This window comes from Brevundimonas sp. P7753, from assembly GCF_013386595.1.
GTDB classification, from domain to species: domain Bacteria; phylum Pseudomonadota; class Alphaproteobacteria; order Caulobacterales; family Caulobacteraceae; genus Brevundimonas; species Brevundimonas bullata.
In genome coordinates this window covers 1-12,245 of the sequence record NZ_JACARP010000055.1, presented here as the reverse complement: position 1 = coordinate 12,245, position 12,245 = coordinate 1, and the positions used below count along the sequence as shown (strand labels likewise).

The following is a 12,245-nucleotide window of genomic DNA, read 5'->3' as shown; positions in this document are numbered from 1 at the left end:
CTGCCTCAGGCCTAGGCTAAAGGCGGCGCACCGACACGGCAGACCGGGCAGGGTCGAGAACAATCCAGGGCGCAGACGCAGCGACTGGACATCCCCGCCGATTTTGCGTCAGGAACACGCACCCTTTCGCTTTCGGTCGCGTTAGGTGTGCGACTACGGGGGTCCTATTGCGAACACTCGCCAAGACAATCGATCTGGTCGCTGCGTTCGACGCCTCGCCCAATCCCTATATGCTGCTGGACGCCGAGCTTCGCTATGCGGGGATGAATCAGGCCTATCTGGACGTGACCCAGCGCCGCCGCGAGGAGCTGCTGGGTCAGCTGGTGATGCAGGAATATGACGGGGGTCCGGGTCAGGAAGCGCAGGAAAACGCTCGCCAACTTCTGGCCTCCTTCGAGAAGGTGCTGGCGACCGGGAAACCCGATCATCTAGCCGTCCTTCACTATCCCATTCCGGTGCCGCAGGACGACGGAACGACAACCTACGAAGACCGCTACTGGAGTTGCACCCACACCCCGATCAAGGACGCCGAGGGTCGCGTCACCCACATCCTTCAGCACACCAGCGACATCACCGAACTGGAACGGCTGCGTCGTCAGGTCGGGCGGCTTCGGCCCGCAGACCCATCCTCGGCTCTGGACAGCCTGATCGGCGGCGGGATGTTCCGTCGCGCCATGAGCGTTCAAGCGGACAATCGGCGGCTGGAGACGGAGCGGCGACAGCTGCTGGACATGTTCATGCAGACGCCGGGCTTCGTCGCCGTGCTGAACGGGCCGCAACACGTGATCCAACTGCACAACGGCGCCTATGGTCAGTTGATCGGCCATCGCGACGTGATCGGAAAGCCCATCCGCGAGGCCCTGCCGGAACTGGCGGGTCAGGGCTTCTATGATTTTCTCGACGAGGTGCTGGCGACGGGCGAGCCCTGCCAGGGGCGGCAGAGTCCCGTGCAGTTGCAGCAGACGCCCGACGGCTTGCTGGCGACCCGCTATCTGAACTTCATCTATCAGCCGATCCGCAACGACGCCGGCACGATCATGGGCGTCTTCGTCCAGGGGCATGACGTCACCGACACCGTCCTGGCCGCCGAACGCCAGAAACTGATGATCGACGAACTGAACCACCGGGTGAAGAACACCCTGGCCACGGTCCAGTCCATCGCCATGCAGACGGCGCGCTCGCACGAGGACCCCCGCTCCTTCGCCGAGACCTTCCAGTCGCGCATCCTGTCCCTGTCGCACACCCACGACCTGCTGACCCGCAGCCACTGGGAAGGCGCCGACCTGCGCGAGGTGCTGGAGCACGAAACCACGGCCCACGGCCTGCATCGCCTGACCCTGAACGGGCCGAACGTGGCGCTGGACCCGGCCATGGCCGTGTCCCTGGGCATGATCTTTCACGAACTGGCGACCAACGCCGCCAAGTACGGGGCGCTGTCGTCCGGCGACGGTCGGGTGCTGGTCGACTGGTCGGTGGCGAACCAGACCCATCCGCAGCTGGGCATCGTCTGGCGCGAGACCGGCGGGCCGTCCGTGACCGTGCCGGAACGGCGGGGCTTCGGCAGCCGCTTGATCGAACGCAATGTCCGTCACGATCTGGCGGGCACGGTTCAGATGCACTATCGCGACGACGGTTTTACCGCCGAAATCACTATCCCGTTGAGTAAGGAAGCCGCATGACCAACGCTTTGCAGGGCCGTCGCGTACTGGTGATTGAAGACGAGTCCCTGGTGGCCATGTTGCTGGAAACCATCCTCGACGACATGGGGTGCACGGTCGTGGGCCCCGAATCCAATATCGACGACGGGTTGATCGCCGCCACGACCGAGGCGTCGCTGGACGCCGCCCTGCTGGACGTCAACGTGGCGGGCCGTGAGGTCTTTCCGGTGGCCGAGGCCCTGCGCGCGCGCGGCGTGCCCTTCGTCTTCTCGACCGGCTATGGCGAGGCGGGTCTGCCCGAACACTGGCGCGGCAATCCGACCATCCAGAAACCCTTTACCGAAGGCGCAATCCGCGACGCCCTGATGAAGGCGATGAACATCAGCCTGGCCTGAGGTCCTTCAGCACGGCGCGCGCCGCATTGTGGCCCGGCGCGCCCGTGACGCCGCCGCCGGGATGGGCGCCGGAACCGCACAGGTAGAGCCCCGGCACAGGCATCCGGTGATCGGCATGGCCCAGCACCGGCCGGGCGCTGAACAGCTGATCCAGCGTCAGTCGCCCATGGAAGATGTCGCCGCCGATCAGGCCGAAGCGCCGCTCCAGATCGCGGGGCCCCAACGCCAGCCGCCCGACCACCGAGGCCTTGAAGCCCGGCGCATGGGCCTCGACCGTCTCGATCATCAGGTCGGCCACAGTGTCGCGATGCTCATCGCTTAGATCCGGCGCAACGTGCTGGCAGAACAGGCTGGCGACGTGCTGCCCCGGGGGCGACAGGCTGTCGTCCAGGGTTGAGGGGATCAGCATCTCGACGATGGGCTTGGACGACCAGCCGTTCAGCCGCGCCTCGGCATGGGCGCGGTCCATATAGGCCAGGGTCGGCGCGATGATGATGCCCGCCGTCAGATGATCGCCCGCCCCCGGCAAGGCGGTGAACCGGGGCAGTTCGGACAGGGCCAGATTCATGCGGAAGGTGCCGGAGCCGGAGGCGTAACGGCCCATCCGCTCGGTGAAGTCCGCCGGGACCACCGCCGGATCGACCAGCCGGTCGAACAGCAGGCGCGGATGCAGATTGGAGACGACGGCGCGGGCGCGGATCACGTCGCCCGTCTCGGTCACGGCCCCGACCGCCCGGCCCTTTTCGGTCAGCACCTCAGCGACCGGCGCGTCCAGCCGGATGTCGACGCCCTGTTCGGCGCAGGCGGCGGCCATGGCTTGAGTGATGGCGCCCATGCCGCCTATGGCGTGCCCCCAGGCGCCCTTCTTGCCGTTCACCTCTCCGAAGACGTGATGCAGCAGGACATAGGCCGAGCCGGGGGTATAGGGGCTGGCGTAGTGGCCGACGACGCTGTCGAAACCGAACAGGGCCTTGATCGGATCGCTCTCGAACCAGCCGTCCAGCCAGTCGCCCGCCGACTTGGCGAACAGGTCCAGCAGGTCGCGCTGCGCCGCCAGGCCCAGACCCGAGACCCGCCGCCCCAGCGACGCCGCCTTCAGCATCTCCGGCAGAGCCGCCAGCCAGCCGCCCTCGACCACGTTCGGCGGCGGCGTCAGGATCAGGTCGCGCAGGATGGCGGCGACCGTCTCCAGCCGCGCCTCATAGTCGGGCAGGCGTTCGGAATCGCGCACCGAGAACTTGGCCACCTCAGCCTGGGTCCGCCCCTCGCCGGTCAGCAGGTAGCGCCCGTCGTCAAAGGGCAGGAAGTTGGCAGCCCGCCGCTCGACCACCCGCAGCCCGTGGCGCGCCAGCTCCATGTCGGCGATCACGCGCGGGTTCAGCAGGCTGACGGTGTAGCTGGCGGTCGAGTTGCGGAAGCCGGGATGAAACTCCTCCGTCACCGCCGCCCCGCCGACGACGCCGCGCCGCTCCAGCACCGTCACCTTCAGCCCGACCCGCGCCAGATAGAAGGCGCAGACCAACCCGTTGTGGCCGCCGCCGAGAATGACGACGTCCGTCTGTGATTGCGCCATCCTGCTCGCCCCCGCTTCCAGAGGCGGAGGCTAGCATCAGACTCGCCGCGGGGTGAACCATCCGTCCTGAGTGCGCTGCACCGACCCGGCCACGGCCAGGACGGCGAGGGTCTGTTCGATGCGGTCCTCCATCCGCCGCCCCCGACGCCCGCCGAACCGGGCCGCCAGAGCGCGCGGGCCGACCGGCACGCCTTCTTGTCTGAGGGCATGCAGGAGCGCGGACGCCATAGGCCCCGGCGCCTCAGGCAGTGACGGCAGGGTGACGGCGGCGTCCAGGGTCGCCTCGATCTGGATCGACCGGCGCGAGGTCTTGACCCGACCCGTCTGGAATTCGGGACGGAGGAAGCGCACCTCGCCGCGCGCCTCCTCGACCGCGCGCTCGCGGTTCAGGGCGACCAGACGCACCACCGCCTCCTGCGCCGACAGATCAACCGGCCAGCCGTAGGCGGTCATGACCGCCGCATCCAGCCGCTGATGCAAATGGTCCAGCAGCCCGACGCACCCTGCCTCATGCACCGCGCGCTCGGCCTCGGTCAGCGACGCGCCCGCGGCCAGCCGCGCGCGGGCGTTGTAGAGGCCGGTCATGGTCAGGAAATCATGTCGCTCCAGCACCTGCGCCCGCAAGTCGTCGATCTCGTCCGCCAGGATCGCGATCTCAGCCCTGGCCCTCCCCGAGAGGTCGGGAAAGGGGAAGGCGTCGAAACAGGCGCCCTTCACATAGACGGCGTCGCCGTCATAGACGCCGATCCGCGCCGAGTTGGCGACGAACCACTGCTGATGCAGGCGCGACGACAGGACGCCCAGAACCGCCGCGTCGTCACTGGCGATCACCACCAGCTTGTTGTCCGGCAGGATGTCCGCATCCAGAAACCGGAACCAGCGGTGCTTGGCCGTCTCGACCGTGGCGATATAGCGCCGCAAGCCTTCCAGCGCCGGCCGCAGTTCGCGACGCGGCTCGCCGAAAATCCACCAGTTGTCGCGATAGGAGGCCCGGTTGTTGCGGTCCCGCTCGGGCTTCACCGTCTCCAGAACGTGCTGAAAGATCGCCGGGTGACGCCGCCTCGCCTCCCCCTCGTCCCAGCCGAACAGGTCGATGACGTTGACGCCGCGCGGCCGGTCCGCCAGATCGCGGCCGTTGCGATAGGCGCGGATAGGCGAGGCCGCCTCGGGCTCCGACGCCGACAGCAGGGCCGCCGCCCGGTCCGGCGCGACGATGAAGCCCGCCCCATGCAGCTTGACCCCCGGCGAGCACAACAGGGCGTTGGCCTTCAGCTCGACGGCTTCGGTCACGTCCACCCCCACCGTCAGATCCGCCGAAACGGCGCCGCGCGCCTCGCTGAAGACGATGTCCGGCGCATCGCTATGCAGGCCGTCTTCGGCTGTCACGGTCAGCAGCCTTCCCTGCCCGTCCGGCTCGCCGCGCTCGGCCACGGTCATGGCGATGCGGACGGCGGCCCGATCGCCGCCCTTGATCCAGGGGTGGTCGGGAATGGCGAAGACCAGCCGCATCGGCGGCGCGCCCTTCAGGTGGTGCTCCAGCACGCGGCGGGAAAAGGTCTGGGTGATCGAGTTGGTGGTGATGAAGCCGAAGCGGCGCAGGCTGGAGCCCTTGGCCGTCAGGATATCCGCCGCCCGGTCCCACCAGGCCGTGACCAGATCAGCCGAGCGGAACCGCCCCTGCCGCACCTGCCACAGGGCGTCGACATAGCCGTCGCCCAACTCGCGCCTCAGGTCCTTGCCGCCGATGAAGGGCGGATTGCCGATGATGAAGTGGACGTCCGGCCACGGCGTCGGACGCGGGTCGACCAGGCGGACCACCTCGCGCTCGTCGGGGGCGGCGTCGAACAGCACCGGCGCGTCGCCGTCCTTGCGCCCTGGTCGGGGTCTGGGCCGGGCGCGCGTGACGGGCCGTCCCACGGCGTCGCGGACCAGTTCCTCGCGCGACCACGACAGCAGGGCGTCGGTTTGCCTGATTTTCTCGAAGTTGCGCAGGATCGGCTCCGACGGTTTGGCGTCGCCAAAGACCCGAAAATGCCACTGCAGATAGCCGATCCACATCACCATCTCGGCGATCCATGCGGCGTAGGCGTTCTTTTCCAGCCCCCAGAACTGCTCCGGGCTGACCGTGTGTCCGTCCAGCGCCAGGGTGCCTTGCGCCTCGCCCATCTCGGCCAGGACAGCGAGCACCTCGCCTTCCAGCTCCTTCATCATGCCCATGGCGACATAGAGGAAGTTGCCGGTGCCGCAGGCCGGGTCCAGCACGCGGATACGGCACAGGTCGCGGTGAAAATCCCGCACCATCCCGCGCGCCCCCCGCTGATCGCCCGCCATATAGAGGCCGATGGCGCTGGCCTCGACGGCCTCCCAGTCCGCACGCAGGGGTTCCATGATCGTCGGCTCGACCAGGCGTTCGACATAGGCGCGCGGAGTGTAGTGGGCGCCCAGTTCCGCGCGCTCGTCCGGGGCCAGGGCCTGCTCCAGCAAGGCGCCGAAGATGGCCGGCTCCACCGAGGCCCAGTCGCGCTGAGCCGCTGCAATCAGGGCCTCCAGTTCATCCTCGTTGATCGGCAGGGCCGCAGCGTGGCGGAACAGCCCCCCGTTGAACCGGCGCAGGGTCTGGCGAATGGCTGAACAATGCCCGCCCTGGTCCATGCGGTGAAAGAAGTCGCCCGCCCCCAGATGGAATTGGTTCGCGTGACCGCGATAGCTTTCCAGAAAACGCCTGAAACCCTTGTCCTCGATCAGGCCCACGCTGTCGGCGAACATGGCGAAGATGCACTGCATGACGAACAGAGCCGTCTGATTGGCCCGCGCCGCCTTGGCCACCGGATCGGGTCGTCCGTCCACGCCGAGCGCCACGCGCCCGCCGATGGAGCGGACTAGCCAGGCCAGGCGCGAGGCGATGTCGGTCGTTACCTCGGCCACGCGGGCGGCGGGGTCCAGGCTCATCGGATCGGACCAGACCCGCCTCAGCCGATCCCGTACCGCCTCGTCGCGCAGATGCGCCATCTCGATACGATAGCGAGCGCGGTCGGGGAACGGGGCATAGGCCTTGCCCTGCCGCCCAAAGTCCGACCACAGCTCGATGGCGCGGCCTACGTCCACGACGACGATGAAGGGCGGCCACTCGTCCAGGGCCTTGGCGTAGTTCTCGGCCTGCCGCTTGGCGTTGCGCATCAGGGTTTCGAGCGTGTTGGACGGCGGCGCGGCCTTGCGTCCCTTGCCGCCGAACAGGGCCAACTGCGGCTGCGGGTCCAGCGCCCCGCCCGCTCCGCGCTTGCCCGACTGCTTGGCCTCCAGAACAAAGGCGCCGCGCCGATAACAGTCGATGTAGCCAGGATGGCTGCCGCCGTCCTCGTGCAGGAACTTCACCGGGCGCTCGAAGCAGTAGTCCAGGTCGCCCGTCCGCTCGTCATCGGGCGCCGCGACCCCGATCAGCCGGCACAGCTGGCCGATGAAGGTCTGGTAGTGGGCGCGCTCGCTGATCGGAGCCTCGGACCAGCGGCGAATGAAGTCGTCTGCATCCATGGATTGTCGGCCTCCCCGCCAACAACCCTAGATTAGAATAACGACGAAATACAACCTTTAGGAGTCGATGCCGTCGAGGTAGCGCCGATGCAGCAGCGGCGCGCCCAGCCAGTAGCAGAGCTCGGCCGGGCGGCTGATGTCCCAGACGGCCAAGTCGGCGGCCTTGCCCGGCTCAATCGTGCCGACCTCATCCTGCAGCCCCAGGGCGCGGGCGGCGTGGCGAGTGGCGCCGGCGAGGGCCTCTTCCGGCGTCAGGCGGAACTGGACGCAGGCCAGGTTCAGCGCCGCCGTCATCGAGGCGACGGGCGAGGTGCCGGGGTTGCAGTCGGTGGCCACCGCCATGCGCACGCCGTGCTGGCGCAGCAGGGCCACGGGCGGCGCCTTGGTCTCGCGCAGCATCAGGAAGGCCCCGGGCAGCAGAACCGCGACCACGCCCGCCTCGGCCATGGCTTTCACGCCCGGTTCGGTCGTGTGCTCGATATGGTCGGCGGACAGGGCGTGATAGCGGGCGGCCAGGGCCGCCCCGCCGCCGTCGGACAGTTGGTCGGCGTGCAGCTTGACCGGCAGGCCCAGGGCCTCGGCCTTGTCGAACAGGCGCGCCACCTCGTCCGTGGTGAAGGCGATGGGCTCGCAATAGGCGTCCACGGCGTCGACCAGACCCTCGGCATGGGCGGCGGGCAGGATTTGATCCACAGCCTTGTCCACATAGGCGGCGCGGTCGGCTTTGTGCTCAGGCGGGACGGCGTGCAGGCCCAGATAGGAGGTGCGCACCCGCACCCCCGCCTCGCGCCCGATACGGCGGGCGACGCGCAGCATCTTCAGTTCGCTGTCGTGGTCCAGGCCATAACCGGACTTGATCTCGACCGTGGTGACGCCCGTGGCCTTCAGCCCCTCCAGACGCTTGCAGGCCGGGGCGTAGAGGGAGTCCTCGCTGGCATCGCGCGTCGCCTTGACCGAGGAGACGATGCCGCCCCCGGCGCGGGCGATCTCTTCATAGGTCGCGCCCTCCAGCCGCCGCTCGAACTCGCCCGAGCGGTCGCCGCCGAAGACCAGATGGGTGTGGCAGTCGATCAGGCCCGGCGTGACCCAGCGGCCGCCCAGGCTGTCAGTTTCCACAGCCTTGTGCACAGGCAGATCGACGCGCGGCCCGACCCAGGCGATGCGCCCGTCCTTGATCAGGATCGCGGCGTCCTCGATCGCGCCATAGGGGACGCCGCCCTCGGTCATGGTCGCGACGTGGCAGTCAGTGATGAGGCGGTCGTAGGTCATTGTCCCTGATCCGTTTTCAGCCTGACAGCAGCGTCTTTCAAAGCTTCGACCGCCTTCGGGTCGACGACCTCAGCCGGTGCACGGTGGTCCATCACGTACCAACTGCCCCACCGCCAAGGCTGCAAAGGCATGTCGCTGGCTCGAATGCGGCGCGCAAAAGCGATTACCACGCCTTCGGAGGGCGCCTCCCCGCAGTTCACACTGACGTTTGCCACACTTCGTCGAGGCGGCGACCGGCCATAAAGGGAAACCACTGGAACAAGCTGACTCTGAGCCTCACCCACGGGCGTCGCCCTAGCGAGGAAGACGGCGTCTGAATCTCTCCAGAGTCTTTGCTGGAAGTACAAATCCTCCCGGTACGTCGTCGCAAAATACGTGCAGGACCAAGCGGGTGCCGCCGCTAGAATGCCCAGCAGAAGAATAGGCGCCGCCATCCAGCGTCGTGTCATCGCGCGGCGGCTCCAGCCAGCAGTTCACAGAACCAGCGTCCCGCGGTCAGGGAGCCGACGTCGCCGACTTCCAGAGAGGGGTCGTATTCGGTCAGGTCGACGGCGCGCACCTTGGCATGGGCGCCGATGGCGCGGGCGGCGTCGAAGAAGTCGTGGACCGAAACCCCGCCGGGGCGGGCGCCTGGGCTGGCGGGCCACTGGCTGCGGTCGATGACGTCGATGTCGAAGTCGACGTAGATGACCTCGCACAGGGACGACAGGCGCTCCAGCTCCTCGACCACCACGGTCGCCAGACCGCGCTGGCGGCATTCGCGGGCGGTGCGGACGCTGATGCCCGCCGCCTCGGCCTTTTCGTGGGCGCGGCGGGTGTTGGCGAAGGGGGCGAGGCCGATCTGGCTGATGCGGTGCCCGTCCAGCCCATCGTCCAGCAGAGCCTGAATAGGATTGCCGTTGGTCAGGCCCTGATCCGTGTCGCGCAGGTCGAAATGGGCGTCGAGCGTCAAGACGCCGACACGGTCGAGACCGAGGGCGTGAACACCGGGCCGGGTGATGGCGTTGTTGCCGCCGACGAGGATGGTCAGGGCGCGATGGGCCTGAGCCCCCACCGCGTCGCGCACCGGCTCGAAGGCGTCGAACGGCGAGACGGCCTTCAACGCCACGTCGCCGGCGTCGTGGACCAGAACGTCCAGCTCCAGCCCCGTCTCGACGTCATAGGTGGACAGGCGCGGCAGGACGGCGCGCAGGGCCTTGGGGCCGAGATCGCAGCGGCCCGGCGTCAGCGACCGCTCGTTCAGCGGCGCGCCGATCAGGGCGACGGGGGCGTCGGGATGGTTCCCCACCAGATCCGCGACAGAGCGCCAACCGAGGGCTTCAGACGGTTCGCTCATCGGGATCATCCTTTGGTCGGAGAGAAGCGGGCGACCAGATCATAGGCCGCGCCGGGGAAGGTCTGCCACGCCCAGGTCACGCCCTGGCCGTCGCGCCAGGTGCGGCGCTCCAGCCGCAGACAGGGGGCGCCGTCGGCCAGACCCAGATGCTTGGCGGTCTCAACGTCGGCGCCGACGGCAGAAATCCGGTGCTCGGCCTCGGTCCAGGGCATGTGGGCCAGCAGCCATCCGCCCGGCGGCTGGGCGGTGAAGTCGGCGGCCTCGGCCTCGGGCGCAGCGCTCAGAGAGATCAGGCGGCGTTCGAAGACGAAGGGCAGATCGTCGGCCAGATGCAGGGTCTCCAGCTCGACCACCCGCTCGCCCAGACCCTCGTCGGCACGCGCCGGGCGGACGATCCGGCCCAGCAGGCGATGGGCGTAGGCCAGCCCCCTGCCCTCGACCTCGGACTGGATGTCGGGGATGGCGACCAGGGCCGAGGAATGCACCGGCGGATGGGCCACCACCGTCCCGGCGCGGCGCCGCCGCACCACCAGGGCCCGCGCCGACAGGTCCGACATGGCGCGCGACACCGTCATCCGGGCGCAGCCGTATTCGGCCATCAGTTCGGCCTCGGTCGGGATGCGGAAACCGGGCCGCCATTCGCCCGAGGCGATACGGCGCTCGATGTCGCCGGCGATCCGTCGATGAAGCGGCTCATGATCCATGAATCGAAACTGCCCCTTGCACGCGATAATGTCTAGACATAACACTCCCCCCAAACGACGGCCCAACCCGCACTCTGGGCCGCATGGAGGAATCGATGAGCGCCACGCCCAACACCCGCATCATCCGCAGCCCGCACGGCGCTGAAAAGACCGCCAAGACCTGGGCCGCCGAGGCGGCCATGCGGATGCTGATGAACAACCTCGATCCTGAGGTGGCCGAGCGCCCCGAGGACCTGGTCGTCTATGGCGGCATCGGCAAGGCGGCCCGCAACTGGCAGGCCTTCGACACCATCGTAGAGCAGCTGCAAAAGCTGGAAGCAGACGAGACCCTGATGGTCCAGTCGGGCAAGCCGGTCGGCGTCTTCCGCACCCACGAAGACGCGCCGCGCGTCCTGATCGCCAACTCCAACCTGGTGCCCAAGTGGGCGACCTGGGAGCATTTCAACGAACTCGATCGCAAGGGCCTGATGATGTACGGCCAGATGACGGCCGGGTCGTGGATCTACATCGGCACCCAGGGCATCGTCCAAGGCACCTATGAGACCTTCATGGAGGCGGGTCGCCAGCACTATGGCGGCGACTGGTCGGGCAAGTGGATCCTGACCGCGGGCCTGGGCGGCATGGGCGGCGCCCAGCCTCTGGCTGCGACCATGGCCGGCGCCTCGTGCATCACCATCGAGTGCCAGCGCAGCCGCATCGAGTTCCGCCAGCGCACCCGCTACGTCGACGTCATGGCCGAGACCCTGGACGAGGCCCTGGCCCTGCTGGAGCAGTCGTTCAAGGACAAGAAAGCCTTGTCGATCGGCTTGTTGGGCAATGCGGCTGACCTTCTGCCTGAAATGGTCAAGCGCGGCGTTCGTCCCGACCTGGTGACGGATCAGACCAGCGCCCACGACCCGGTCAACGGCTACCTGCCCTCCGGCTGGACCGTCGCCGAATGGGAAGAAAAGCGCGTCAGCGACCCTGCCGCCGTAGAGGCCGCCGCGCGTCAGTCGATGGCCGTGCACGTTCAGGCCATGCTCGACTTCCACGCCATGGGCATCCCCACCGTCGACTATGGCAACAACATCCGGCAGGTCGCCTTTGACGAGGGCGTGAAGAACGCCTTCGACTTCCCCGGCTTTGTCCCCGCCTATATCCGCCCGCTGTTTTGTCGCGGCATTGGACCGTTCCGCTGGGCCGCCCTGTCGGGCGATCCCGAGGACATCCGCAAGACGGATGCGGCGATGAAGAAGCTGTTCCCCGACAACGCCGGCCTGCACCGCTGGCTGGACATGGCGGGCGAGCGCATCGCCTTCCAGGGCCTTCCCGCGCGCATCTGCTGGATCGGTCTGGGCGACCGTCACCGCGCCGGTCTGATGTTCAACGACATGGTGGCCTCGGGCGAGCTGAAGGCCCCCATCGTCATCGGTCGCGACCATCTGGACTCCGGCTCCGTCGCCAGCCCGAACCGCGAGACCGAGGCCATGATGGACGGCTCGGACGCCGTGTCCGACTGGCCCCTGCTGAACGCCCTGCTCAACACCGCGTCTGGCGCCAGCTGGGTGTCGCTGCACCACGGCGGCGGGGTCGGCATGGGCTATAGCCAGCACTCGGGCGTCGTCATTGTCGCCGACGGCACGCCGGAAGCCGCCAAGCGTCTGGAACGCGTCCTGTGGAACGACCCGGCCACCGGCGTCATGCGCCACGCCGACGCAGGATACGACATCGCCAAGGACGCCGCGCGCGAACACGGCCTGAACCTGCCGAGCCTGACATGACCTGAAAGCCCTCCCCCTCGAG

The 12,245-nt window shown here is 68.2% G+C and carries 8 protein-coding genes; 3 read left to right on the top strand and 5 right to left on the bottom strand.

What is annotated here, in order from left to right:
• Positions 1–167: 167 nt before the first annotated feature.
• Positions 168–1,679: a sensor histidine kinase gene (locus tag HX774_RS11265; RefSeq protein WP_255500408.1), complete on the top strand. Its 1,512-nt coding sequence runs from the start codon at positions 168–170 to the stop codon at positions 1,677–1,679.
• A complete protein-coding gene (locus HX774_RS11260) occupies positions 1,676–2,053 on the top strand; it encodes a response regulator (protein WP_114816327.1) in 378 nt (125 codons plus the stop codon). Before HX774_RS11265 ends, HX774_RS11260 begins: the two co-directional genes overlap by 4 nt.
• On the opposite strand, the gene HX774_RS11255 is transcribed toward HX774_RS11260, so the two are convergent.
• The 5 genes from HX774_RS11255 to HX774_RS11235 form a co-directional block, all read right to left on the bottom strand.
• Positions 2,040–3,626 carry an NAD(P)/FAD-dependent oxidoreductase gene (locus HX774_RS11255; RefSeq protein ID WP_178826849.1) on the bottom strand — a complete coding sequence of 529 codons (1,587 nt, stop codon included), beginning with the start codon at positions 3,624–3,626 and terminating at the stop codon, positions 2,040–2,042. The genes HX774_RS11260 and HX774_RS11255 overlap by 14 nt on opposite strands.
• Positions 3,627–3,662: 36 nt before the next feature.
• Positions 3,663–7,154 carry a DNA methyltransferase gene (locus HX774_RS11250; protein ID WP_178826847.1) on the bottom strand — a complete coding sequence of 1,164 codons (3,492 nt, stop codon included), beginning with the start codon at positions 7,152–7,154 and terminating at the stop codon, positions 3,663–3,665.
• Between the two features lie 57 nt (positions 7,155–7,211).
• Entirely contained in the window at positions 7,212–8,423 is a 1,212-nt protein-coding gene (gene hutI, locus HX774_RS11245; protein ID WP_178826845.1) for an imidazolonepropionase, read from the bottom strand.
• Between the two features lie 445 nt (positions 8,424–8,868).
• Positions 8,869–9,759, bottom strand: a complete 891-nt coding sequence (locus tag HX774_RS11240; RefSeq protein WP_255500407.1) for an agmatinase family protein — start codon at positions 9,757–9,759, stop codon at positions 8,869–8,871.
• 5 nt (positions 9,760–9,764) lie between these two features.
• Positions 9,765–10,463 (bottom strand): UTRA domain-containing protein, encoded by a 699-nt coding sequence (locus HX774_RS11235; RefSeq protein ID WP_178826840.1) that lies wholly within the window; start codon positions 10,461–10,463, stop codon positions 9,765–9,767.
• Positions 10,464–10,558: 95 nt separating this feature from the next.
• Between HX774_RS11235 and hutU the strand changes: the two genes are divergently transcribed.
• Positions 10,559–12,223, top strand: coding sequence for a urocanate hydratase (gene hutU, locus HX774_RS11230; RefSeq protein WP_178826838.1), 1,665 nt, complete (start codon positions 10,559–10,561; stop codon positions 12,221–12,223).
• Positions 12,224–12,245 lie beyond the last annotated feature (22 nt).

Coding starts and splice junctions, on each gene's coding strand:
- HX774_RS11260 (WP_114816327.1), top strand. CDS start 1,676: ATGACCAACGCTTTGCAGGGCCGTCGCGTACTGGTGATTGAAGACGAG.
- HX774_RS11255 (WP_178826849.1), bottom strand. CDS start 3,626: ATGGCGCAATCACAGACGGACGTCGTCATTCTCGGCGGCGGCCACAAC.
- HX774_RS11250 (WP_178826847.1), bottom strand. CDS start 7,154: ATGGATGCAGACGACTTCATTCGCCGCTGGTCCGAGGCTCCGATCAGC.
- hutI (WP_178826845.1), bottom strand. CDS start 8,423: ATGACCTACGACCGCCTCATCACTGACTGCCACGTCGCGACCATGACC.
- HX774_RS11240 (WP_255500407.1), bottom strand. CDS start 9,759: ATGAGCGAACCGTCTGAAGCCCTCGGTTGGCGCTCTGTCGCGGATCTG.
- HX774_RS11235 (WP_178826840.1), bottom strand. CDS start 10,463: ATGGATCATGAGCCGCTTCATCGACGGATCGCCGGCGACATCGAGCGC.
- hutU (WP_178826838.1), top strand. CDS start 10,559: ATGAGCGCCACGCCCAACACCCGCATCATCCGCAGCCCGCACGGCGCT.